This is a genomic window from Streptosporangium sp. NPDC006930 (assembly GCF_040635605.1).
Classification (GTDB): Bacteria; Actinomycetota; Actinomycetes; order Streptosporangiales; family Streptosporangiaceae; genus Streptosporangium.
Window position 1 is genome coordinate 47,092 of the sequence record NZ_JBEYID010000027.1, and the last position, 24,365, is coordinate 71,456.

20 protein-coding genes are annotated in these 24,365 nt (G+C 71.2%); 14 read left to right on the forward strand and 6 right to left on the reverse strand.

Annotated features, from left to right (window positions below; genetic code table 11):
* The first annotated feature begins 9 nt into the window (after window positions 1-9).
* From ABZ664_RS33930 to ABZ664_RS33950, 5 genes are all read left to right on the forward strand, one after another.
* Complete coding sequence (locus ABZ664_RS33930; RefSeq protein ID WP_362519406.1) at window positions 10-1,149, forward strand: glycosyltransferase; 1,140 nt, start codon at window positions 10-12, stop codon at window positions 1,147-1,149.
* A complete protein-coding gene (locus ABZ664_RS33935; RefSeq protein WP_362519410.1) occupies window positions 1,146-2,213 on the forward strand; it encodes a glycosyltransferase in 1,068 nt (355 codons plus the stop codon). The genes ABZ664_RS33930 and ABZ664_RS33935 overlap by 4 nt, the downstream gene beginning before the upstream one ends.
* Before the next feature lie 6 nt (window positions 2,214-2,219).
* Window positions 2,220-3,704: a glycosylase gene (locus ABZ664_RS33940; RefSeq protein ID WP_362519413.1), complete on the forward strand. Its 1,485-nt coding sequence runs from the start codon at window positions 2,220-2,222 to the stop codon at window positions 3,702-3,704.
* Between the two features lie 215 nt (window positions 3,705-3,919).
* On the forward strand, window positions 3,920-4,477 hold the full coding sequence (locus ABZ664_RS33945; protein ID WP_362519418.1) for a helix-turn-helix domain-containing protein: 558 nt from the start codon (window positions 3,920-3,922) through the stop codon (window positions 4,475-4,477).
* On the forward strand, window positions 4,470-5,348 hold the full coding sequence (locus ABZ664_RS33950) for an SRPBCC family protein (RefSeq protein ID WP_362519421.1): 879 nt from the start codon (window positions 4,470-4,472) through the stop codon (window positions 5,346-5,348). The genes ABZ664_RS33945 and ABZ664_RS33950 overlap by 8 nt, the downstream gene beginning before the upstream one ends.
* A 39-nt stretch (window positions 5,349-5,387) precedes the next feature.
* Here ABZ664_RS33950 and ABZ664_RS33955 read toward each other — a convergent pair whose 3' ends face one another.
* On the reverse strand, window positions 5,388-6,500 hold the full coding sequence (locus ABZ664_RS33955; RefSeq protein WP_362519424.1) for a M12 family metallopeptidase: 1,113 nt from the start codon (window positions 6,498-6,500) through the stop codon (window positions 5,388-5,390).
* 559 nt (window positions 6,501-7,059) lie between these two features.
* Here ABZ664_RS33955 and ABZ664_RS33960 point away from each other — a divergent pair.
* Window positions 7,060-8,841 carry a helix-turn-helix transcriptional regulator gene (locus tag ABZ664_RS33960; RefSeq protein ID WP_362519427.1) on the forward strand — a complete coding sequence of 594 codons (1,782 nt, stop codon included), beginning with the start codon at window positions 7,060-7,062 and terminating at the stop codon, window positions 8,839-8,841.
* A 25-nt stretch (window positions 8,842-8,866) separates the two neighbouring features.
* Here the strand turns inward: ABZ664_RS33960 and ABZ664_RS33965 are convergent, their stop codons facing one another.
* Window positions 8,867-11,512, reverse strand: coding sequence for a CHAT domain-containing tetratricopeptide repeat protein (locus tag ABZ664_RS33965; protein WP_362519430.1), 2,646 nt, complete (start codon window positions 11,510-11,512; stop codon window positions 8,867-8,869).
* Window positions 11,513-11,744: 232 nt separating this feature from the next.
* Between ABZ664_RS33965 and ABZ664_RS33970 the strand changes: the two genes are divergently transcribed.
* From ABZ664_RS33970 to ABZ664_RS33985, 4 genes are all read left to right on the forward strand, one after another.
* Window positions 11,745-13,187 carry a S8/S53 family peptidase gene (locus ABZ664_RS33970; RefSeq protein WP_362519433.1) on the forward strand — a complete coding sequence of 481 codons (1,443 nt, stop codon included), beginning with the start codon at window positions 11,745-11,747 and terminating at the stop codon, window positions 13,185-13,187.
* A 66-nt stretch (window positions 13,188-13,253) separates the two neighbouring features.
* On the forward strand, window positions 13,254-13,832 hold the full coding sequence (locus ABZ664_RS33975; protein WP_362519436.1) for a sigma-70 family RNA polymerase sigma factor: 579 nt from the start codon (window positions 13,254-13,256) through the stop codon (window positions 13,830-13,832).
* Between the two features lie 168 nt (window positions 13,833-14,000).
* Window positions 14,001-14,435, forward strand: a complete 435-nt coding sequence (locus ABZ664_RS33980) for a hypothetical protein (protein WP_362519439.1) — start codon at window positions 14,001-14,003, stop codon at window positions 14,433-14,435.
* A gap of 136 nt (window positions 14,436-14,571) precedes the next feature.
* Window positions 14,572-15,162 (forward strand): hemerythrin domain-containing protein, encoded by a 591-nt coding sequence (locus tag ABZ664_RS33985; protein WP_362519442.1) that lies wholly within the window; start codon window positions 14,572-14,574, stop codon window positions 15,160-15,162.
* 136 nt (window positions 15,163-15,298) lie between these two features.
* Here the strand turns inward: ABZ664_RS33985 and ABZ664_RS33990 are convergent, their stop codons facing one another.
* Complete coding sequence (locus ABZ664_RS33990) at window positions 15,299-16,423, reverse strand: iron-containing redox enzyme family protein (RefSeq protein WP_362519445.1); 1,125 nt, start codon at window positions 16,421-16,423, stop codon at window positions 15,299-15,301.
* A 411-nt stretch (window positions 16,424-16,834) separates the two neighbouring features.
* Here ABZ664_RS33990 and ABZ664_RS33995 point away from each other — a divergent pair, with 411 nt between their 5' ends.
* Window positions 16,835-17,290: a hypothetical protein gene (locus ABZ664_RS33995; protein WP_362519448.1), complete on the forward strand. Its 456-nt coding sequence runs from the start codon at window positions 16,835-16,837 to the stop codon at window positions 17,288-17,290.
* A gap of 268 nt (window positions 17,291-17,558) precedes the next feature.
* The gene (locus tag ABZ664_RS34000; RefSeq protein WP_362519451.1) at window positions 17,559-18,029 is read left to right on the forward strand and encodes a MarR family transcriptional regulator; all 471 of its coding nucleotides are present in this window, start codon (window positions 17,559-17,561) and stop codon (window positions 18,027-18,029) included.
* A gap of 171 nt (window positions 18,030-18,200) precedes the next feature.
* Here ABZ664_RS34000 and ABZ664_RS34005 read toward each other — a convergent pair whose 3' ends face one another.
* From ABZ664_RS34005 to ABZ664_RS34015, 3 genes are all read right to left on the reverse strand, one after another.
* Window positions 18,201-19,139: a sensor histidine kinase gene (locus tag ABZ664_RS34005; protein WP_362519454.1), complete on the reverse strand. Its 939-nt coding sequence runs from the start codon at window positions 19,137-19,139 to the stop codon at window positions 18,201-18,203.
* Window positions 19,140-19,212: 73 nt separating this feature from the next.
* A complete protein-coding gene (locus ABZ664_RS34010; RefSeq protein WP_362519457.1) occupies window positions 19,213-19,572 on the reverse strand; it encodes a DUF3140 domain-containing protein in 360 nt (119 codons plus the stop codon).
* A 256-nt stretch (window positions 19,573-19,828) separates the two neighbouring features.
* Window positions 19,829-21,166, reverse strand: coding sequence for an aminotransferase class I/II-fold pyridoxal phosphate-dependent enzyme (locus ABZ664_RS34015; RefSeq protein WP_362519460.1), 1,338 nt, complete (start codon window positions 21,164-21,166; stop codon window positions 19,829-19,831).
* A 443-nt stretch (window positions 21,167-21,609) separates the two neighbouring features.
* Here ABZ664_RS34015 and ABZ664_RS34020 point away from each other — a divergent pair, with 443 nt between their 5' ends.
* Together ABZ664_RS34020 and ABZ664_RS34025 are read left to right on the forward strand one after the other, a co-directional pair.
* The gene (locus ABZ664_RS34020) at window positions 21,610-22,218 is read left to right on the forward strand and encodes a helix-turn-helix domain-containing protein (RefSeq protein ID WP_362519463.1); all 609 of its coding nucleotides are present in this window, start codon (window positions 21,610-21,612) and stop codon (window positions 22,216-22,218) included.
* 339 nt (window positions 22,219-22,557) lie between these two features.
* The gene (locus ABZ664_RS34025; protein WP_362519466.1) at window positions 22,558-24,291 is read left to right on the forward strand and encodes an ABC transporter ATP-binding protein; all 1,734 of its coding nucleotides are present in this window, start codon (window positions 22,558-22,560) and stop codon (window positions 24,289-24,291) included.
* Window positions 24,292-24,365 lie beyond the last annotated feature (74 nt).

Here is a 24,365-nt window from a genome sequence, read left to right on the forward strand (position 1 = left end):
GCTTGGCAGTTGGCCTGTACATACGGATTTCTCAGCACCCACCCGCCCACACAGTGCGGGCTGGCCACCTTCAACTCCGCCCTGGCCGCCCACCTCACCGAGGGCGGTGCCCTCGGCGGGATCGTCCGCGTCACCACGGACGTCGACGACAAACGCCCCGTACCCGGGGTCGTGCACACCTGGGCACCCGGTGGGCACGAGAGCTGGAAGGCGGCCACCTCCGCCCTGGAGCGGTTCGACGTCGCGGTGGTCCAGCACGAGTACGGCATCTATCCCGGCACGGACGGGCAGGACATCCTGCCGCTGCTGCGGCATCTCACGGTGCCCAGCATCGTGGTCCTGCACACCGTGCTGACCCGGCCGACCCCCCGGCAACGGCGGCTGCTCGAACAGATCGTGGACGCCGCCGGCGCGGTGGTCACCATGACCGGTACCGCCCGCGACCGGCTGCTCGCCGGCTACCACGTCGCCTCGGCCAAGGTGTCCGTCATCCCGCACGGTACCGCCGACCACATGCGTGTCCCCGCCCAGCGCCGCCTGCGGCCGCACCTGCTCACCTGGGGGCTGATCGGCCCCGGCAAGGGCATCGAGTGGGCGTTGCGGGCGCTCGCCCTGCTCGGGGACCTCTCTCCCTCGCCGACGTACACGATCGCGGGCAGGACCCACCCCAAGGTGCTCGAACACTGCGGGGAGGCCTACCGCACCCGGCTGCAGCGGATGGGGACGCGGCTCGGCGTGTCCGCCTCCGTGCGGTACGACCCCGTCTACCGCGACCAGGCCTCGCTGATCCGGCTGATCCGCTCGGCCGACGTGGTCGTGCTGCCGTACGACTCGCACGAGCAGGTCACCTCCGGCGTCCTGATCGAGGCGGTGGCGGCCGGGGTCCCGGTCGTCGCCACGTCCTTCCCGCACGCCGTGGAACTGCTCACCGACGGACCCGGCCTGCTCGTACCTCACGAGGACCCCGAGGCGCTCGCCGCGGCCGTACGCCGGATCCTCACCGAGCCCGGCCTGGCCGACGATCTCAGGAACCGTACCCACTCCCTGGTCCCGACCCTGCTGTGGCCCGCCGTCGCGGCGCGCTACGAGGAACTCGCCCGGGGCCTCCTCGCCGGACGCCCGGCAGCGGTGGCGGCGGCCCTGCCGTGACCCCCGCAACCCCCATACCCCTCGACGCCCCCGCCCTGCCCGGCTTCAGGCACCTGGCGCGGCTGAGCGACGACACCGGGCTGTTCGAACACGCCAGGCACGCCGTCGTCCGCCGCCAGCACGGCTACTGCACCGACGACGTCGCCCGCGGGCTCGTCGTGACCAGCCGCGAACCGGCGCCGCCCCCCCGGATACGACGGCTGGCGGAGTGCTATCTGGCCTTCCTCACGCACGCGCAGGACGGCTCCGGCGCGTTCCACAACCGCCTCTCCCACGACCGGCGCTGGACCGACGAACCCGGCCTCGGCGACTGGTGGGGGCGGGCGCTGTGGGGCCTGGGCACCGCGGCGGCCCGCAACCCCGCCCCGTGGATCCGCGACGCGGCCCTGATCTCCTTCACCGCCGGCGCCGTCGGGAGGTCCCCGCATCCGCGCGCCATGGCGTTCGCCGGGCTCGGCGCGGCGGAGATCCTGCGCGTACTGCCGGGCAACGCCCCGGCCGCGGCCCTGCTCGCGGACGCCGCCCTCGCGATCGGCGCCCCCTCTGCCGATCCCGACTGGCCGTGGCCGCAGCCGAGGTTGACGTACGCCAACGCCGCCCTCGCCGAGGTGCTCATCGCGGCGGGCCACCTCGGCGGCGACGGCGCGATGCTCGCCGACGGCCTGCGGATGCTGGCCTGGCTGCTCGACATCCAGACCAGGGAGGGGCGGCTGTCGGTCGTGCCCGTCGCGGGCTGGCGGCGGCACGCGCCTCGGGACCGCTACGACCAGCAGCCGATCGAGGTCGCCGCGCTCGCCGACGCCTGCGCCACGGCGGGCGCCGTCACCGGCGATCCATCCTGGCAGGCGGGCGTGTGGCAGGCGTCGGCGTGGTTCCAGGGTGCCAACGACCGGAGGACGACCATGTGGGACATCGCGACCGGAGGGGGGTACGACGGCCTGACCCTGGCCGGCCCCAACCTGAACCAGGGCGCGGAGTCGACCATCGCGCTCATCTCCACCCTGCAGCACGCCGAACGCCTGGTGCGCGAGACGCCACGGCCCAGCATTCTGCCCGATGGATGAGGTGCCATGACCATCCGAGACCTGGCCACCCGGCTCGACCAGACCCTCGCCTCCGACCCGCGAAGAGTGATCATCAAGTTGTTCGTGCCCGGCGAGGACGCCGCCGTGACGCGCAGCCGGACCTCCGCCCTGATCGACCGCATCGCGCTCCTCGGCCACGACGAGACCGCCGCGCTGCTGGAGGAGACACTGCGGAGGTTCGGCGACCGGCACCGTGATCTCGCGGCGACCTTCCTGCACCACTACGACCTGGTCCACTTCCGGGTTCCGAGCCGCCTCGACCTGCCCCCCGCGGCCCGCCTCCTGGTCGGCGCCTACTTCAGCCACGAGTACGCGGTGGAGGGCGCCGCGCTGTGCAACCCCTCGATGGTCGCCCACCCCGACCAGTCCGGCCTGATCCCCGGACGGCTGCGCGTGGTGATCAGCACGCGGCAGATCGGCGAGGGCCACCTGTCGTCCATCGGCTTCGCCACGGCGGTGCTCGGCCCCGGCGACGAGCTCGTCATCGCCGACCGCTCGGGACCGCTCACCACCGGGCCCCGGCACGGTGTCCCCCACCGGCGCGACCTGCTGGCCGCGGCGCTCGCCGACGAGGACCGGGACAACGAGGTCTCCGCCACCGTGCTGGGCTCGCTACCGGAGATCTTCGACGACGACGACTTCGAGCAGGCGGTCACCCGGCTCCCCACCGACCTGCTCACCCGCACCACCACGTACGGCACCGTGGCGGAGCTGCGCCGGGCGACTGCCTCCGACTACGCCGTGACCTTCCCCGCCGACGTCCCCCTTGAGCGGCGGGTGCTCTGGCCCGCCAGCGCGGCCGAGAGCAACGGGATGGAGGACGCCCGTTTCGTGAGGATCATCGGCGAGGACGGCACGTCTTCGTACCGTGCCACCTACACCGCCTACGACGGGCGGCACATCCGCTCGCACCTGCTCGCCAGCGACGACCTGCGCACCTTCGAGGTCACCCCGCTGCGTGGACCCGCCGCCGTCAACAAGGGGATGGCGCTGTTCCCGCGTCAGGTGAGCGGGCGCCGCCTGGCGCTGTGCCGCTCCGACGGCGAGACCCTCGGCCTCACCTCCCTCGGCGAGGACGGCAGGTGGCGGCGGCCGATGCCGCTCCACTCCCCCCGCGGCGGCTGGGAGCTGATCCAGGTCGGCAACTGCGGATCCCCCCTGGAGACCGGGTCCGGCTGGCTCGTCCTGACCCACGGCGTCGGCCCGATGCGCCGCTACGCCATCGGCGCGCTGCTGCTCGACCTGGACGAGCCGCACCGCGTCATCGCCGAGCTCCCCGGCACGCTCCTCACCCCCGGTGACGCCGAGCGCGAGGGGTACGTGCCCAACGTCGTGTACTCCTGCGGCGGTCTGCTGCACGCGGACGCCCTCTGGTTGCCGTACGGGGCGAGCGACGCCCGGATCGGATTCGCCCGCGTCACCCTCGCGACCCTTCTGAGGGCGATGCGATCGCCCCCAGAAGGCAGGTGAGCCCCGCACCTCCCGCCCACCTGCCCGCCCTGCCTCGCTGACCGCCCTGCCTTCCCTCCGCCCGCCTTCCCTCCGCTTGCCTTCCCTCCGCTTGCCTGACCGGTCGCCGGTCGACGGTCCTGTGAGAGGGAGCTCCGGCCCCTGCACGACGTCGAGCGAGCTTCTCACCTCAACCATTGACAAAAAATAATTTTACGTACAAGGTTGATTTTGCGATGAGAGACGTCCTGTACCTGGAAAAGATCGAGCAGGCCGAGGCCCTGCTCAAGCCGCAGCGCATCGAGGTGCTGCGGCAACTCGCCGAGCCGCGCTCGTGCACCGAGGTCGCGGCCCTGCTCGACCAGACCCCGCAGCGGGTCTACTACCACGTCAAACGCCTGGTCGAGGCAGGTCTGGTGACCCAGGTGACCGAGCGCAGGGTGCGCGGCATCCACGAGGGCGTCTACCAGGCGAGCGCCCGCTCCTACTGGCTCTCCCCCCGCCTCGTCGGCCGGATCGGCCTGCGCCCGACCGGGAACGAGCTGGGCCTGGGCTACCTGCTGGACCTCATGGAAGAGGTCCAGGCCGATATCGGCGCGCTCGACAGGACCGCACCTGAGCTGCCGTCCGTCGGCGTGTCCGGCGAGATCCGCGTGCTCCCCGAGCGGCGTCAGGAGTTCCTGAACGACCTCCAGGCGGCACTGCAAGACCTTTTCACCCGTTACGGCGGCGCCGAGGGGGACGCCTTCAAGCTCGCCGTCGCCTGCTACCCCAAGGGAGAACCCCATGAGTGAGCCGATGAAGCTGAGCGCGCGGGTGGCCGCACCGCTCAAGGAAGTCCACCACGCCCTGACCGACCCGGGCGAGCTGCGCGTCTGGCTGGCCGAGCACGCCGAGGTCGAGCTGCCGCACCGGTACGAGTTCTGGGGGCGCCACACCCCCGAAGGAGACGCGCCCCACCAGCGCCCGCTGCACGTCGACGACCACACGCTGCGCTTCTCCTGGCTGCTCGGCGGCGAGGAGACGACCGTCGAGATCACCCTGGAGGAGGAGAACGCGGAGTCGACCGTCGTGTCACTGACGCAGACCCACTTCGACCGGGAGACCGCGCTGGCGGAAAGCGGCGTCCTGGGGATGGTGCAGACGTTCTGGTGCCTGTCGATCGCGAACCTGGTCGACCACCTGGAGGGCCGAGAGCTCACACCGAAGGCCGACTTCACCTCCCCGGTCATGCGGGAGCGGCTCGTCGTCGGCGACTCGCCGGAGGCGGTGTTCGACTCGCTCGTCGACTCGGAGAAGTTCAGCCGGTGGTTCGGCTACAAGATCGACATCGAGCCGTACGTCGGCGGGCGGTTCGCGATGGGCGGCTTCGAGGCCGACGGACAGCCCGCGAAGATCGTCGAGCTGGAGCCCGGCCGCGGTCTCACCCTGGAGTGGCCGGGTCTCGGTCTCGTCACCTGGGAGCTGGAGGGCTCGGGCGGCGCGACGCGCCTCACCTTCATGCAGAGCAGCTTCAATGAGAAGAAACCTCCGTACGCCGGGTGGATGGGCTGGCTCAGCGGCCTCGCCGAGCTGCGCCGCTTCCACGAGCTGAGCGACTGGCGCCCGATCTGGCTCGACCCGAGCGCGCCCGAATCCCCGGAAGCGGCGACGATGAGCGGCTGACCGCGCACCCGCGACTCCGGCCCTCTCCGCGTCCGGCGCTCACCAGCACATGACGGCCGCCTGACCGGGGCCCCAGCAGGAGTGGACGCGGACGCGAAGGACGTAGCGGCGGTCCCTGAGCAGGTGGACGCGCAGGGACGCGTTGCGCGGACGGCCTCCGTCGTCGTCACCCGCCAGGTAGCGCAGGTCACCGCCGACCTCCTCGAACAGCACCAGCACCGTGTCGCATTCGCCGAAGACACCGACGGCGTAGTCACGGGTCGCGCGGGGGATGATCGTGAAGTCTCGCTGTTCCCCCGCCCCGGCACCGAGCGGGGCGGAGCGGAACGGCGGCAGTTCGGAGGGCGGCTCGGCGCCCGGAGGCGGATACCAGCGGCGGGCGAACGCGGCGTCGAGTGCGGAGACGGTGCCCGGTGACACGATCCCCGCCCGGTAGCACGGCGGCTCCAGGATGAGCCCCGGGCCGAACCGGTATCCCATCACGGACAGTGGATCCCATACCAGGCCGTTCGCCTCGCTCTCGTCGAGCCTGCGGATGACGTTGTGGAACGTCCGCGACCTGGGCCAGAGGTTCGGCGGTCCCGCGAAGTCCTCGTAGACGGCCTCCTCGTCCCAGAGGATGCCCGAGTACGGGCTCTGGTGCTCGTGGACCATGCCGATGACGTGGCCGATCTGGTGCAGCACGGTGCCCCGGCCCGACGCCCCGGTGAGATCCCAGCCGAAGTTCACCGTGCGGGAGGCGGTCCCGACGCGGAGCGCCTCGCGTCCCACGGCCGACCACGATCCGGCGTCCCACCGGAACCCGATGCGCAGCTCCGCCTCGCTACGGTCGGCGACCTCGGTGAACTTCAATCCGATGCCGAGGTCCTTCCACTCCTGGAAACCTCGGCGCACGGCGTCACGCTGCCCGTCGTCCCCCCGCTCGCCGTCACACCATCCGGCGTCGCCCTGCCCGCCACGGTGCTCGCCACGGTGCCCGCCGTCATGCTTTTCGTCCAGGAAGCAGTAGTGCAGGACCGTACCGTTCAGCCACACCCGCCGCCCCGAGAGCAGGGCCGCGCGTCGTCTCCCCTGTAGCCCCTCCGGCGGCGCGTGGGCGGGGTACGCGGGAAGCGAGCAGTGCCGGACGCGCTCGCCGTCGCCCGCCCTCATCGGCGTTCCCTCGGCGTGCGGGCCCCGGCCCCCGGACGTGAGGAGGAGATCAAGGAAACCGTGTCCACATGCCACGAGACTGGAGACGGAACCCCTGACGCGCATGAGTAGGGGGTACTCAATTCGACGTGTATCACGGACGGGGAACCCGGCTCATACAGCTGTGAGAAACCCACGGTCCCCCTGGCCGTTTACGGCCAGGACTGAGGAACTCGATCTCGTACGGCGAAACCTGGCGGCCGGCCGCCGGGGGGTCGTCGTGACCGGCGCGGCGGGGAGCGGCAAAAGCCGCCTCGCCGCCGAGGCCGTCCCCGAGGCTGTGACCGCCCCTGTGAGCAACCCTGTGAGCAACCCCGTGAGCAACCCCGTGAGCGACCCTGTGACCATCCCTGTGGCCGCCCCCGTCCCCCCTCCTGTTCACGCCCACGCCTCCGTTCGCGCTCCTGTCCACGCACGGATCACCGGAACGCACGACACCCGGAACACCCCGCTCGCCGCCTTCGCATCTCTCCTTTCCCACCCCTCGCTTCTCACGGAGTTCTCCGCCTCTCATGAGGCGGTGCCGCGCCTCACACCCTCCCCGCGTCTCGCGGGACTTCTCTGCCCGCCGGACCCCGTCGAGGCGCTGGACGGGGTGCGCGTGCTCGTCGTGGACGACGCCCACCTCCTCGACGACTCCTCGGCCGCGCTCGTCCTCCGCCTCGCGCTCAAGGGGCGTACCCGCCTGCTCGTCACGGTCAGGGAGGGCGTCCCCGTACCGCGGGACGTCTCCCGGCTCTGGGAGGAGGGCCTCCTGCCGCGCATGACACTCGCCCTTCTGGGGGAGAGCGAGTGCGGGGAACTGCTCTCCCGTGCGGTGGGCGGCTACGTGGACGCCCTCACCGTCAGGCGCCTGCATCGGGCGAGCCGTGGCGACCTGCGACTTCTGCGCGAACTGGTCGTCGCCGTCCACGCCGGAGGGGATCTGAGCCACGTGTCGGGCACGTGGACCTGGCGCGGAGTTCCTCCGATGACGGCGCGTGCCAGGGAGTTGGTGGAGGAGACCATCCGCGACGTCGGCGGGGACGAACGGGAGGTACTTGAGCTCATCGCATCAGGCAGGCCGCTGAAACTTGTCACACCCGGCGCCGGGGTGACCTGCGGCGTCCTCGAACGCCTGCGGGCGAGAGGGCTGGTCACCGTGAACGACCGGTTCTCGATACGGCTCGTCCACCCGCTGCACGGCCCGGTGCTCCGAGCCGCCGCGGAACGCCGCGTGGCAAGCGACCCGTCCGGCGCGCGACGGCTCCTTCCCACCTCGGCCACGACGCTGGAGGCCGAGTGCGAGGAGCTGGCCGTACGCGCGTACTCGGGAAGACTCTCGGGGATACCCCGGGGCGCCGGCGAGCGGATGGCCGAGGACGACACCGGCTGGGACGAGCCCGCGATGCCGGAGTTCTGCGCGCGGCGGGCCCGCGTCGCCCGCCTTCGCGGGGAGACCCGCGAGACCATCGCCTGGAGCCGCGAAGGGCTGCGCCGCTCCCCCCACCACCGCGCCTGCCTGGCCGAACTCGCGCACGCCTCCGCCTACATCGGCGACCTGACGACGGCGCGGCAGGCCCTGTCGCGCGGTCCGGCCCCCCGAGGAGACGCGCGGACGCGCATGAGCGGAGACGCGCGGACCGGCATGGGTGAAGACGTGCGGACCGGCATCGGCGGATACGTGCGGACACGTATGTGGCTCGCCACCGAGCGGGCACGGACCTGGACACTCGCCGCCGAGGGAGACCTCGACGGTGCCCTGCGGTCGGCGCTGCGCGCCGCCGGGGACGACCCGCTCGAAGACGACATGTTCGCCCTGCACGACGTGGCTCGACTCGGCACACCCGAACTGGTCGTCGACCGGCTCGCGGACCTCGCCGACCGTGCCGAGGGAGACCTCGCCCCCCTGCTGGCGCAGCACGCCCGCGCTCTCGCCGGGCGTGACGGGGAGGCGCTGGACAAGGTGGCGCGGGGTCTCGCCGATCTCGGACTGGCACTGTACGCGGCGGAGGCGTTCGCGCACGCGGCCCTCGTCCACGACGACCGGCGCGCCTCACAGTCCTCCAGGAACCGGGCCGCCGCGCTGGCGGGAACGTGCCAGGGGGCGCGCAGCTCCGCCCTGGTCAACCTCGCGCTGCCGAAGCTGACCGCACGCCAGCGGCAGATCGTGAGCCTCGCCGCGGCGGGCCTGACCAACCGGCAGATCGCCGAGCAGCTCACGGTGTCGATCCGTACGGTGGCCAACCACCTGTGCGACGCCTACGCGCGGCTCGGCAGCAGCGACCGCGCCGACCTGGGAAGGCTCTTCACCGTTGGCTGACGCGGAGCCCGCCCGGCCGGGACCTTCAGGCCGCGCCGATGGCGGAGAAGGACCAGCCGGTCGCCCGGTTGAGCGCGTCGCCGGGCATCGCGAGCCGCGCGTCGCGCAGGGCCTCGGCCATGCTCAGGCCGCGCCGCAACCCCTCGTGCAGGGCGAGCATCAGCGGCACCACGGCCTCGTCGTCGACGGGCACCGAGCTCGCCACGATCCCGGCCGTGCCCAGCGGCAGCAGCGCCGTGGCGAGGCCGAGCAACTCGTTCGCGCCGACCGGCTGCAGCCTGCCGGAGTCGCAGCTGGACAGGACGATCCGGTACGGGGCGCTGTGCAGCCGTTCGAAGTCGTGCACCGTGAGCGGGCCGTCGTCCATCCGCAGGGAGGAGAACATCGGGCTGTCGGAGCGGAAGGTGCCGTGCGCGGCGATGTGGGCGAGCCTGCTGCCGTCGAGCGCCGTGAGCACGGCGGGGGCGAGCGCGGTGCCCTCCTCCAGCACGGTCGCCTCCCCGTAGCGCGCGGCCAGGAGCGGGACCTCGGCGCCGCCCGTCGCGAGCCCCGGCCCCCTCACCAGCACGACCCGCTCCCTGGACGGCGACGGCTCGATCCGCCGGGCGCGGAGCCAGGCGCTCGCGGACGGCGAGACGCTCAGCACCCGCTCGCCCAGCGCCGGCAGCAGCGCCCAGGGGACGCCGTGCAGCCTGCCAGGCGGTACGACGACCACGGGGCCGTCCCCGAGGTGGCGTACGGCGGGGCCGAGCAGCGACTCCTGGAGGCGGCGCCCGCCCGCTTCGAGGACGGTCAGCCTGTCCTGCGAGCCCCCGTACGCGATAGAGCCCCCGTACGCGATCCGTCCGAGACCGGCACGGGCGTGGTCGGCGTCGATCGCCGCGTCGGCGAGTCGTCCCGCGGCGAACCTGCGCACCCGGCCCCGGCCGCAGAGCAGGACGTACAGCTCGCCGTCGACGGCGACGATCTCGATCAGCCATCCGTCACCGAGCCCGTCGAGCAGCGGACCCGCGTCGAAGCGGTGCCCGTCGAAGCCGCCCGTGCTGCGGGTGCGGAGCGTCCGGGCGCGGATCTCCTTCTCCAGTCTCCGCTGTTCGCGTTCCAGCGCGGGGGCCGGCACGCCCCCCGGTCTCGCCGTGTCGATCCGGCTGCTGATCTCGCGGAAGGCCGTCACGTCGCGCAGCAGCTCGGGGTCGTCGGGGGGACGGGTGGGCGGGACCGCGAGCACGGTGGCGCGCCAGCGTTCGCTCCAGTCGAGGAAGCGGCGGGGGCCGCCCCGCGCGAGGGTCGCCCGCTGCGCGAGTACGGCCAGCTCCGCCCCCTGCGCGCTCGCCCGCGCCCGCAGTTCCGAGGCGCCCAGGGTCATCCTGTGTTCGTCCAGCAGGTCGAGCCCTCGGCGGCAGGCGTCCAGCACACCGCGCGTACGTTCCGCCGCGGCGGCTCTGAGCGCCTGGGCCACCCAGCCGTCCACCCGGGCGAAGGCGGGCCCGCGCCCTCGGGTCTTGGCGGCGGCGGCGAGGTGCCGTTCGGCGTCGGCCTCCCAGCCGAGGGCGAGGGCGGTGCGTCCGGCGAGCAGCGAGGCCTGGACCGCCTCGGGGGAACGCAGCTCCGCCAGCCGCAGGGCGACCTCGGCGGCGTCGCGTACCGAGCGGCCAGAGACCTTTCCCGCCGCGAACCTGGCCTGGACGAGCACGAGCCGGGCGTGGGCCTGCCACCAGTCGCGGCGCTGGCTGGAGAACAGCCGGATGGCCGCGCTCGCGCGGGCGATCGCCGCGTGCGGCTCGCCCGCCGCGATCGCGGCCCGCGCGGCGACGAGGAGGAGTTCGGCGCTGCGGGTCGTCTGGCCTCCCATCCGGTTCAGCTCCTCGGTGGCGGTGTCGGCCTCCTCCAGCGCCTCGCGGGCCAGCCCCGCCGCCAGCAGCACCCCGCACCGGCGGATGTGCAGGACGAACATGGGCGTGCCGAGGGCCTCGTAGCGGCGCGCGGCCTCGTCGAAGAGACGCAGCGCCGCCGGCAGGTCGCCGGACCTGAACGCCGCCAGCCCTCGGCTCTCCACGGCGTCGGCCTTGTCGTGCTCCTGGTCGGTGGTCTCCCACAGCCGCTCGGCGGCGACGAAGTCGGCCTCGGCCCGCTCGACGGATCCCATCGCCAGGTGGACGGTCGCCCTGAGCGTGAGCGCCCGCGCGGTCCAGATCGTGTCCTGTGCTCTGCGCAGGGCGGGAATGGCCCTTCGCAGGTCGTCGAGCGCCTCGCGGTGCCCACCGAGAACCCACCAGACGTAGCCCCGGCGGAACAGCACGCGGGCGCCGGTGATCCCGCTTCCCCTCTCGACGGCCGTCTCCAGCGCCGCCAGCCCCTGTCTGGTACGGCCCGCGTGGATGAGGGCGGCTCCCAGGGTGGCGAGCACGTCCGCCTCACGGTTGGAGGACCCCGATCTGGCGGCGAGGGCGCGCGCCTTCCTCAGGTGGCCGATCGCCGCCGTGAGGTCGCCGAAGTCGCGTTGCCAGATGCCGATCACCTGGTGGGCGACGGAGGCGTCGTGCGGGGAGGGGGAGTCGGAGAGCACGGCCCGCGCTCCGGCCAGCGCGTCCGCCGGACGGGCGAACACCAGGGGCAGCAGATCGAGAGGGTCTCCCGCGGGCCGCGGGATCCGCGAGCTTCCCCCGGTCACGGATCGATGTTAGACGTGGTGTGTTCAGGGCGTCCATGCCGCGGAGCCCTCCCCGAGAACACCCCCCGTCCGGCTCCGGACTCCCCCCTCCGTATCGGGCAATTCGTTCGTCCGTGCCGGGTGACTCCCCCGGTTCGTATCGAGTGGATCGCTCGGAAGGTGTATCAGTGAGACATCCGGTGGCTCTTAACCCATGGCGACGTCAGGACATCTGCGAAACAGGATGGCGAATATGGCACCAGACAGGTTCCGGGAGCAGTTCGACCAGATCCAGGACGCCATGGGAGAGGTGGTGCTCGCGGCGGGTTTCGAGGGGTCACAGCCCATGTTCCTCTACGAGAAGGGCTACGTCCTCGCCCGTGTGGAGGACGCCGACGAGGTCGCCTCGACGGTCAGGGACGCGTTCGCCAGGGATCGCGGCGACCGGGACGCGGACGTGCGGGTGGAGCGGGAGGAGAGTCCCGGCGGTGTGCTCAGGATCCGGGTCGGGGAGCCCGACAGGAGGGAGCGCTTCGGCGACCGGGACGTGTCGGACGCGTTGAAGGCCGTCGAGGGCCTGGAGCGCGAGAACAGGCGCCGCATGGTGTCCAGGAACCACATCGTCTCCATCGCGGTGAACTGCTGCCCCGGCGACGAACCGGTGCCGATCTCCCGGTGCGAGTCGCCCAACCCGGCGGTGGCCGAACTCGCCGACGAGGAGGGCGCGCCGGTGTCCGTCCTGGTGGTCGACACCGGACTGGTGGAGAACTACCGGTCGCACCCGTGGATGCACCGCGTCGTGGGCGAGGGCAAGGAGATCGAGCTCGACCACGAGGGCATCCTCAAGCAGTACGTCGGGCACGGCACCTTCATCGCCGGGCTGGTCAGCGCCGTCGCACCCAACACCGACGTCACGGTGCACGCGACGCTCGTCAACGCGGGCGCGATCAGCGAGAAGGAGCTGGGCGACAGGCTGCTCGGGGGGATGCTGCCCGAGGGGAGGTGGCCCGACATCGTCAACCTGTCGGCGGGGACGCCGAGCGCCGACGCGCAAGCGCTCCTGGGGCTCGAACGCTTCATGGACACGCTGACCGGTCACCCCGAGACGCTGCTCGTGGCGGCCGCGGGCAACAACGGCAACGACGTGAGGTTCTGGCCCGCGGCCTACGCCGACCACCCCGACTACGCCGGTGCCGTCGTGTCGGTGGGCGCCCTGAGGAAGGACGGCGCGGCCCGCGCCTGCTTCAGCAATCACGGGCCGTGGGTGACGACGTACGCGCCCGGAGAGCGTCTGGTGAGCGCCTTCACCGCGGTGGACCCCACTCCCGCGGCGTACGACTACCAGCACTCCACCTTCCCCTCCTGCAGGTACGGCCACCTGTACGACTGCACCTGCCAGTTTCCCCCGCACCGGGGCGAGCTCACCGAGAAGATGGCGTCGTCGCCGAAGGCCATCCGCGAGCGCGTCGAGTTCGACGGCCTGGCGGAGTGGAGCGGCACCTCCTTCTCCGCGCCCCTCGTGGTCGCCATGATCGCCAATTACATGGCGCGGAACCCGGGGGTCGGCTCCCGGGAGGCCGCCGGAAGGCTTCTGGACGAAATCCCCGTCGGCAGGCTGTCCGGCATCACCACCCCGGCCCTCGTTCCCGCCACCTGGACGCCACGGAGCGTACAAAGTGTCCCGGCCACGCCCTGAAAACCAGTGCGGGCGGATCGGTCCTCCGACGTACGATGACAGTCCAGAAAGCAAGGGGACGTCACCGTGGATCGAGACTCGATCGGCATCCTCTTCCGCGCCGCGGTGGACTCAGACGACGCCGCCGCGTGGAAATCCCTGGTGGAGGGCCTCAGCCCGCTTGTGTGGTCCGTCGTGCGCGCTCACGGACTGAGGGACGCGGACGCGCAGGAGGTCTACCAGACGACCTGGTTCCGGCTCGCCCAGAATCTCACCCGGATCCGCGAACCGGACAAGGTCGGCGCGTGGCTGGCCAGCACGGCGCGCAACGAGTGCGTCAAGGTGATCAGGGCCGCCCGGCGGGTCTCCCCGAGCGACGACCAGGAGACGTTCGATCGCGTCGCCGACGACCGTACGCCGGAGCAGGCATTGATCGACTCCGAGGACGCCACCCGGGAGCGGGAACGGGCGCGGGCGGCCTGGCAATCCTTCCAGGAGCTCGGTGAGAGCTGCCAGCGGTTGCTGCGGCTGCTCACGGCCTCTCCGCCGTTCAGCTACCAGGAGGTGTCGGCGACGCTCGGCATCGCCGTCGGGAGCGTCGGGCCGATCAGGCAGCGCTGCCTGCGACGGCTGCGCGTCCTTCTGGGCAGGAGGGGTTTCCGGTGAACCTCCTGGGCGGACGGGATCTCCGCGTGGATCTCCTCGGGTGCGCTTTCCGCGCGGACCTCCTCAGGTGTGCTTTCCAGGTGAATCTCCTGGCGGACGGAGTTTCCGGGTGGACCTCCTCGGCAGGCGGGGTTTCCGGGTGGACCTCCCTGGCGGATGGGGTTTCCGATGAGTGACGACGAGCTGGAGGCGGAGCTGCGCCGCGCCATCGAGCTGTTCGACCCCGTTCCCTCGCATCTCCTGCAGATCGCGGTCGAGGCCTACACGCTGCGCACGCTCGACGCCGAGCTGGCCGAGCTGGTCTTCGACTCCCTGGGCGGATCCTCGCGGGTGCGGGGGGAGCGGCAGCCGCGCATGCTCACCTTTCAGGGCGCGGGGCTCACCGTCGACCTGGAGATCACCGTGACCGCCGTCGGCGGCCGGGTGGTGGGCCAGCTGATGCCGCCGCGTCCCCTTGAGGTCGAGGTCCTTGGAGGTCGTCCGGTCACGCTGACGGCCGACGACCTGGGCAGGTTCATCTACGACGACGTTCCCGCCGGGCCGTTCAGCCTCCGCTGCCGTCTCGGCGACGCGACGGTCGTCACCGAGTGGATCACCGTCTGACGGAGGCTCACCCGCTGGGTGGCGAGGCGAGGTTCCCCGCGTACGCCCGTCCGCGCCACCGCCGCCTTCGCGGTGCCGGTCCCCGGGTTTCGGTGCCCGGGTGCGGGTAATCGACCTGGTAGTCGAAGGGGGACCCATGAACGACCGCCGGACCGTGCCCGAGCTGATGAGCGAGAACGATGTCGTGGACCTGCTGGTGCGCCAGCACGCGATGATCAGAAATCTGTTCGACGAGGTCGAGGAGGCTCCCGCCGGGGCGCGGCGGGCCGAGGCCTTCCATCGTCTCGTACGGATGCTCGCCGTGCACGAGACCGCCGAAGAGGAGATCGTGCACCCCTACGCGCGCCTCAAGATCAAGAACGGGGGTGAGGTGGTCGACGAGCGCCTCGCGGAGGAGAGGGAGGCGAAGCAGTTACTCGTCGACCTGGAGAAGCTGGGTCCCGGGGACCCCGAGTTCTCCGCGCGTCTCCAGGTGTTGCGTGCGGCGGTGCTCGCCCACGCCCACGCCGAGGAGAGCCACGAGTTCGCCCAGCTGCGCGCCCGCACGAGCGTGGCCGAGCGCCGGGCCATGGCGGCCGGGGTGAAGGCGGCCGAGGCTCTGGCACCGACCCATCCGCATCCCGGTACGGAGTCGATGATGATGAACCTGCTGTTCGGGCCGCCTCTCGCGATCGTGGACCGGACCCGCGACGTGATCCGCCAGGCCATGCGCGGCTCGGGCGGCTGAGCGGGGGCGGTCACAACCTCGGTGCCGCGCCCGCCTTTCGCGACGGGAGTGCTCACGTCCTCGGCGCGGCACCCGCCTCTCACGGCGAGAGTGGTCACAACCTCGGCGCCACGCCCACCTCTCGCGACAGGGGCGGTCACAACTTCGCCGCCGCGCCCACCTCTCGCAGCGACGAGGCACCGCGACGCCAGCGGCTCATGACGTGCTCGGCGAAGAGCCGATCCAGGGTGAGGGCGCAGGCCGCTCCGTACAGGACGTCACCGACCCGTGTGGGGTGCCGCGTCACGAACTCGCCGCACATGTCGTGCGCGGCGGCCTGTTCGTGGACGGCGCCGGCGCGTGCGTGCTCGTCGTAGAAACGCCTCGCCGCCTCGTCGCCTCCCAGCCTGCCCAGTCCGGTGGAGTGGCGACGGTTGGAGATCGAGGAGATCGTCTCGAACGCCGCCAGGTGGCCGAGCAGCGCCCCGAGATGACGTCGGTGAAGACCGAACAGCGACATGGTGTTGGAGATCGCCAGCGTGATCGCCGGGACCCGGTCGAGGTAGGCGCCGTAGGAGTCGTCCAGGCCCAGGCCGCGCATGGTGGCCCGAAACAGCTCCGAGCGCGTCCGCCCCGCGCTCCCCCCGCCGTACTCGTCCGCCTGGATCTCCATCGGCGCCGCCTTGGGGCGGCTCCCTCGCCGGGGGATCGCCCAGGTGTGCGGGTCGGCCTCCCTGAGGTGGTGGATCGACCGGTGCGCGACGAACTCGCGGAACTGCTCCAGGTCGGCCTGGCCCTGGAGGAACCCCGCGAGGTCGGACCCGTCGACGGCCGCGACCACGAGTTCGGCGAGGGCCTGGCGGGCCTGCTCGGGCCGCGAGGCGGGTGGGTACGGTATCGCCCGCGCCAGTCCCTCCTCGAATCGCGCCTCCAGGATCTCCCGCACTTCCAGGAGGGAAGGGCTCCACTCCCACCGGTCGTCCACCCCCTCGAAGCCCCGGTAGTGCAGCTCGTAACAGACGAAGAGCGCCAGTTGCACGTCCTCGTCCATGAGGACGGGGCCCGCGAACCGGGCGGGGAACGACAGGAGTGGGAGCGAGAGGAGGCCGAAGCGGTGCGGTGGTCGTACCAGCCGCTCGAAGAGCATGGAGGTGATCGGACCCCGCACGGCGGGCAGCGCCGGAGCCCTGCCGGGGAGTGGATCCTTCACCGCGATGCCGTCGTCGTGGACCTCGGCGATGCGCCGCCCGTTGTGAGCGGACGCGTCGAACTCACGCGCCATGCGTCCCCCGTTCGATACCCGGAGCGATCCGCTGCCCGACCCGGAGCCGGCGAAACGCCGCCAAGATCATTCTTTCCCCCCGATGAGCTGCGGAAACAGCGAAATACTCAGCTATTCCGTAGCCCTGAGGTACTCCTGCCGCCAGGAGGTCCGCCGAAGACGAGCAGCGGATCGAGCGGGCGGCACCCGGCGGGGCCGCCGGTTCCGTACCGATCGGCGGAGGCGGTCAGGGTGTTCCGCGCGAAGCCCCGCCCGTAGGGGCGGTGCGACGTCTTCGGCCGTTTCCGGCGGCGGAGAGGAAGTGATGATCCTCACCGAGAACCGGTGAAAACGCCGGTGAGAACATGGTGTCCCGGCGCGTGGGAACGGTGGAAGCGTCGGTCTATCGGTACGGGAAGGTACGGTCGGCTCATGTCCGAGCGCAGCATGCCGCATGACCTCGCCGCCTGGGCGTGCCCCCACGGGCAGGACGCTCGCCGGGGTTGCACGACCTGCTACGAGGAGTCCATCGATCCCGACACCTCGAATCCCTTCTGGGAGGTCGCCGCGTGGTTCACCACCTCACGGCCGCTCCCGATCAAAACGCTCCAGGACGCGCATCATCACGACCGCCATTTCGCCCTCGACCAGCCGTCCACTCCCCTGGTCTACCTCCTGACCGGCCGTGCCCGTGCGAGCGACAGCGTGCAGGCGATCGCGGGCGTCGTCGGCTTCCTGATGTACAACCGGCACGTGGTGTCCGACTTCACCGTGACCGAGACCCGTGCCACCCGACGCTCTCCCGGCACTCCCAGCGCGCCCAACGCGACCCGCCAGACCGACAAGTGGCTCCAGGACCGGCGCCGCCCCGACGGGCGCGCACCGTGAAAGCCCTCCCGCCGCGCTGCGGATGAGCGCATCGCGGATGAACGCGCCGCAGATGAACGCGCCGCGGATGAGCGGGGCCACAAACGGGCAGGGCCGCGGATGGGCGGGGCTGCGGATGGGCAGGGCTGCGGGAATCCCGCCGCACCACCGATGACAGGCCGGTCCTCTCGATCCTCCGCCGCGGCGTGCCGCCGAGGATGACAAGGTACGGCGACAGTCCCTAAGCTCGACAACACCATTGTCGGAACGTCGAGGCCGGGAGGCGAACGTGGCGGCCGACCCTCCGGGCTTCGAGCTCCCCCTCCGGCTCTTTCTCGGCTTCCGGGTGCTCATCGACGAACTCCACGCGGAGCTCGCCCGCCAGGGGCATCCCGACATGCGGCCGATGCACGGCTTCGTTCTGCAGGCGATCGGCCCCGAGGGCACCACGGCGGTGGAACTCGGCCGACGGCTCGGCGTCTCCAAGCAGGCGGCGGGCAAGACGGTCGACACCCTGGAGCAGTTGGGCTACGTCGAGCGCGGCTCCGACCCCGGCGACGCCCGCCGCAAGATCGTACGGCTCACCGAGCGGGGCGTCGACAGCCTCGTCCGGTCGGCGCGCATCTTCGAGGACCTGCGTGCGAGCTGGGCGAGGACCATCGGCGAGGACCGGCTGCGCGCCCTGGAGTCCGACCTGCGCGCCGTGACCCCGGAGGAGGTCTTCCGCCTCGACGTCCCCGGCTGGTTCGGCGGCCACTGAACGTTCCGGGAGCGACGGGCGACGGGACCGCGAAAGGCCGGTTCCAGAGAGGCGAATGCTCTCGGACGATGCTTTCGGGAATGCCGAACACGCGCGGACACCGGTTCAAGGCATGTCGAAACAGACGCGGACGCCGATTCAAGTGACATCGAAACAGGCGCGGACGCCGGTTCAGGGGTTGTCGAAACAGACGCGGACGGTGGTCCCGCCCTGCTCGGTGTGGACGCGGACCAGGTCTCCGAGGAGGTTGGTCACGAGCAGTCCCCGCGAGCCCCGCTGCCGGGAGTCGGCCGGGCGGCGTCCCGCGAGTGGATCGACGATGTGGCCCGAGTCGCTGACGTCGAGCACGATCCGGCGGTCTTCCGTCCAGATCCGCAGGACCCCGGAACCGCCTCCGTGTTCGATGCTGTTGGCGGCCAGCTCACTGGCGATCAGCCGCAGGTCCTCCAGGCGCACCCCCGACAGGCCCGCCCGCTCGGCGTACCGGACGGCGAAGGCGCGCACCCGCCACAGGTCCTCGCCGCCGAAGGGGAGAACGTCGGCGTCCTTCGGTTCGGGCAACGGCCCGCCGCACTTACGGATGACGCGTTCCGGCGCGTAACCGGCGCTGGTGCGTGTCCCCGAGCCGTCCGTGAGAACGGGATGGGCCGCCTCGGCGAGCTCGATGATCTCGGCGTCCAGCCCGTCCAGGTCGTACGGGCACAGGATGACGGCGTCCCGTCCCAAAAAGGCGAGGTTGATCAGCGCCTCGTGCAGCAGGCACGCGTCGTGCTCCGACCGCGGCCGGTCCGGCCAGACAGGTTCGCCGACGATACGGACCCTGCGGCCTGGGTGGAGGTCGGCGAAGGCCCACAGGACGGCGGGGATGATGCGCCCGGGGTTGCGGCCGACCTCCTCCATGTCGAGGAAGTGCACCTCGTCGGCCGCCGCGCCCAGCTCCGCCTGGATGAGTTTCAGGTTCTGTCCCGGCACGGCGACCGCGACCGGCTCTCCGGCCTCGACGCCCTCGCGGACGAAGGGCACCGTACCGTCCAGATACTGCCGGAAGCCCCGGTAGAACAGTGCCGGATGGGCGAACAGCTCCACCTCGGTGGTCGTCGGCGCGTTCACGGCGTCTCCATTTCGATCGGGGAGGGTTCAGAGGCTTCCTGTTGCTTTGCACCTCCGGCTTCCTGCCGATTCGTCATCCTCCCAGTCGTGACGGTCTGAGCGGGTTGTGGCCGACCTCCAGCAGCGCCCGTCGCCGGTCGTCGTCGTCCTCGTCGACCGTCCCCTCGGCCAGCGTGTCCTCGACGCGGTCGACGGCCTTTCGCATCGTCTCGATGTCGTCGGTGGTCAGGTCGGCCTTCCGCTTGCCGAGAACCTGGAGCACCTGACGCCCGAGCGGCGGCATGGCCGCCTCGGGGCTTACGGCGACGGCCGCGTCCTGCGACGCCGAGGCCGACGCGAGCAGGAAGGCCCTCAGTTCCTCCGATGTCATGTTCACGACCTCGTGGAACTCCTGCCACACCAGGTCGAGGATCAGATCCGACTCTTCGGCCACCGTGCTCTCCTCTCATGCCGGGCCGGTAAGGCCACGCCCCGGACACGAACCGGTCACCGGCGCGGATCGGACCTCCCACGGGTGGAGGCGCGCGGTGACGGGCGCACGGCCCGCCCTACCCCGGCTTCCATCCCGTTAACACGCGGACCGGGGTACGGGCGGGAAAAGAGCCCTGATGATCAAGTAGGCCGAGCCTCTCGGGCGGCGGTGTTCCCGGCCGTTCCTGGAAAGCCCTGGACGGCCGGGCAAGCCCTCCTCAGGCGGGGTTGTCCACCGTGAAGTGCACTCCCGAGAAGCGGCTCCGCCACTGGGTGACCTCCGGTGCCACGGTTCCCGGGTCGACGTTCTCGTCCAGGCCCCGGGCGATGAACGACGCCAGCTCCGGCATGTCCGCCTCGGTCATCCCGAGTCTGACGATCTCCGGCGTACCGATGCGCAGGCCGTTCACGTCCCCCTCGACCGCCTCCGTCGGCAGGCCGATGCCGCAGGCGAGAAGGTTCGCCTCGCGCAGCCGCCGGGCGGCCCGCTGGCCGCCGCCGTAGCGGTGGGCGAGGACGGCGAACTGGTGGGAGCGGGTGCACCCGCGCTCGGCGGCGAAGACCGGGACCCCGAGGGCGAGCAGTTCGTCGGCGAGCCTTCGCGCGGTCGCGACCATCGCCTGCGCGTAGGCGGGGCCCGCGGCCTTCCAGTCGAGCATCGTCATGGCGAGTGCCGCGGTCTTTCCCGCGTCGAAGTTCGCGGTGAGCCCGGGGTAGGCGATCGCGTCGAGCCGCTGGGCCAGCTCGGCGTCGTCGGTCACGATGAGCCCGCCCGCGGGACCGCCCAGGCTCTTGTACGTGCTCATGGTGATCAGGTGGGCGCCCTCTTCGAGCGGCTGCGGCCAGGTCTTTCCCGCGATCATCCCGCACAGGTGGGCGGCGTCGAAGAGCACGCGGGCACCGACCGAGTCGGCGATCTCGCGGATGCGCGCCACGGGGTGGTGGAACAGGTTGAGGCTGCCGCCGATGGTGATCAGCTTCGGCCGTACCCGTACGGCGAGCTCGCGCAGGGCGTCGACGTCCACCGTGTAGCCGTCGGACGTGACGGGGGCGGGAACGGTCTTCAGCCCGTACAGGCCGGCCGCGCCGGGCTGGTGGTGGGTGACGTGGCCGCCGATGCTCGCGGGTGGGGCGATGATCGTGTCGCCGGGTTCGCAGACAGCCATGAACGTGTAGAGGTTCGCGAGCGCTCCGGAGCCGACGCGCACCTCGGCATAGCCCGCGCCGAAGACCTCCGCGGCCAGCTCGGCGGCGACGATCTCGATCTGTTCGATCGCCTCCAGGCCCATCTCGTACTTGTCGCCCGGGTATCCCAGCGACGCCCGCGACCCGAGGTTGGCCGAGAGCAGGGCCTCGGCCCTCGGGTTCATGATGTTCGTCGCCGGGTTGAGGTTGATCGACTCGACGTCGTGGATGCGGTGGTTCTCGGCCACCAGCCGTTCGATCTCACTCTGGACCGAGGAGGCCGTCTGGTCCGTCACGGCCTTCAGGACGGACTGGACGCGATCCTCGGTGGTGGCGGGCACCCACGGGCGGTGGGCGAGGGCACGGGGCATCGGGTGTTCTCCTGGTCGACAGGCAGACGGCTGTCGCGGTGACGTCAGAATGTCTGCCAGACGACGTTAAAACGCAGACGACGACCAGCGCATCGGGTGAAAGACGGGCTTTCTAGCTGCTTTTTCCTACATTTGCCGGAAAAATACAGCCAACTTCTGCAGAAAAGATCACTTCTTTCACACGGGCCCCATCCCGCACCCCCGTATCCTCGAACCGGCACCCCACAGGCCCGGGCGACCACATCGCACCGAAGCCTCACACCGAACCCTTCGCACCGACGCCCCGTCACCCCGAACGAGCCGCACCGAAACCCCGCCACCTCGAACGAGTGCACGCCGAAATCCCACGGCCGGACCACCTCGAACGGGTCGCGCCGGAGCCTCACGGCCGGACCGCTTTAAATGAGTGAGCGACTCACTCATTCATTCGCTAGGATGCCGACGTGATCTCGACCTCCCAGCGCGCCGCACCCCTCCCCCCCGACGAGCGGCGCGCGGCGCTCATCGCGTCCACCCTGTCGCTCGTGCTCGCCGAGGGTCCGGACGTGAGCACCCGGCGGATCGCGCAGGCGGCGGGCGTGGCCGAGGGGACGATCTTCCGGGTCTTCGCCACCAAGGACGAGCTCGTGAGCGTGGCGATCGCGAGCGCCTTCGACTCCTCCTCGCTGCTTGGCGAGCTGAAGACGATCGACCGTGCGGCCCCTCTGGACGTCCGGCTCGTCTCGGCGGTCGAGATCCTGCAGCGACGCACCGCGCGCATCTTCCGTCTGGTGGACGCGATAGGGATGAAGGCCATCGAGGCCGGTCACGAACACCGAAATCTCTCCGAGGAGAGCACCCTGATCAGGGAGGCGCTCACCGGCCTGATCGAACCCGCCGGGGAACGGCTGCGGTGCGAACCGAACGAGGCCGCCCGCCGACTGCAGTTGCTGGTCATCGCGTGCACCCACCCCCGGCTCGTCGAAAGCGATCCGCTGGCCGCCTCGGAGATCGTCTCCATGTTGCTCGACGGGATACGCCTCACCGCCGCTCCCCCGGAATCGCTCCCCTGACCTCCTGCCCCACCCTCCGGAACCGCTTTCCCGACATCGTCCTCGGCGTCCTCGGCGCCTCCGGCGGCCCCAGCCCCCCGACCTCGGCGATCCCGACCCTGGTGGTCCCGACGAGCCGGGGCCGCGACCTCCCGACTTTCCGTCCTTCCGTTCTTTCCTCCTGCCTCGACGTCCTCCTCGGCTTGACCTCAACCGAGCTTCACCTCGCAGGCTGATCCTCACCATTCCCTTGAAGGAGATCCCCATGATCCCGGTTACCGGGGCGACGGGCACGACCGGCCGACGGCCGGATCCCCGGCATGACGCTCCTCGCCCGGCCACCCCGCGCGAGGAGCCCTCATGTTGATCCGGCTACTCCGCACGTACCTGCGCCCCTACTCGTGGGCGCTGACAGCCGTGGTGGTTCTGCAACTGGTCGGCACCATCGCCTCGCTGTACCTGCCCAGCCTGAACGCCGACATCATCGACCAGGGCGTCGCCACCGGCGACACCGGCTACATCCTGTTCGCCGGTGGCTGGATGCTGCTCGTCTCCCTCGTGCAGGTCGCCTGCTCGATCGCGGCGGTCTACTACGGTTCCCTCACGGCCACGGGGTTCGGGCGGGACGTCCGCTCGGCCGTCTTCCACCAGGTCGGCGGGTTCTCCGCCAGGGAGGTCTCCCGGTTCGGAGCCCCCTCGCTGATCACCCGCGGCACCAACGACGTGCAGCAGGTCCAGATGCTCGTCCTGATGACCTGCACGATGCTGGTCGCCGCGCCGATCATGGGCATCGGTGGCATCGTCATGGCCCTGCGCCAGGACCTCGGCCTGTCCTGGCTCATGCTGGTCTGCGTCCCCGTGCTGCTGGTGTCGATCGGCCTGATCACCGTCCGCATGTTCCCTCAGTTCCGCGCGATGCAGGACCGCATCGACCAGGTCAACCGGGTGCTGCGCGAGCAGCTCACCGGCATCCGTGTGGTGCGCGCCTTCGTCCGCGAGCGCGAGGAGACCCGCAGGTTCGCGGACGCCAACGCCGCGCTGACCGAGACGTCGCTGCGCGTCGGGCGACTGACCGCGCTCATCTTCCCCACCATCATGCTGATCCTCAACATCTCCAGCGTCGCCGTGATGTGGTTCGGCGCCGCACGGGTGGACAGCGGGGAGATACAGGTCGGCGCCCTCACCGCGTTCCTCATGTACCTGGTCCAGATTCTCATGTCGATGATGATGGCGACCTTCATCTCGATGATGATCCCGCGCGCCTCGGTCTGCGCCGACCGCATCGTCGAGGTGCTCGACACCGACTCGTCGGTGACACCGCCCAGCGACCCCGTACGGCAGGTGAGCGGGCGTGCCGAGCTGGAGATGCGTGACGTCGAGTTCCGCTATCCGGGTGCGGAGGCGCCGGTACTGTCCGGTGTCTCCTTCCGCGTGAGCGCGGGACAGACCACCGCCGTCATCGGCAGTACGGGCTCCGGCAAGACGACGCTGATCTCCCTGATACCCCGGCTGTTCGACGCCACCTCCGGCACGGTGTCGGTCGACGGCGTCGACATCCGCGACCTGGACCCCCAGACGCTCTGGACGCGCATCGGCCTGGTGCCGCAGAAGCCGTACCTTTTCAGCGGCACCGTCGCGAGCAACCTGCGCTACGGCGACCCGGACGCGAGCGACGCGGAACTGTGGGAGGCGCTGGAGGTCGCCCAGGCCCGCGACTTCGTCGAGGCGATGCCGGAGGGCCTGGAGGCGCCCATCACGCAGGGCGGCACGAACGTGTCCGGCGGGCAGCGGCAGCGGCTCGCCATCGCCAGGGCGCTGGTCAGCAAGCCCGAGATCTATCTGTTCGACGACTCGTTCTCGGCTCTCGACCTCGCCACCGACGCGCGGCTGCGCGCGGCCCTGCGCCCGCACACCGCCGAGGCCGCCGTCGTCATCGTCGGCCAGCGGGTCTCCACCATCGCCGACGCCGACCAGATCATCGTGCTGGACGACGGCGTGGTCGTCGGCCTGGGGACTCATGACGAGTTGCTCGAGTCCTGCCCCACGTACCTGGAGATCGTCGAATCCCAACTGGCCTCGGAGGCCGCAGCATGAGCAACCGGCCCATGACGACCACGCGACCGCGTCCCCCGGTGTCCGGCGGCCCCTTCGGGCGCGGCCCCTTCGGG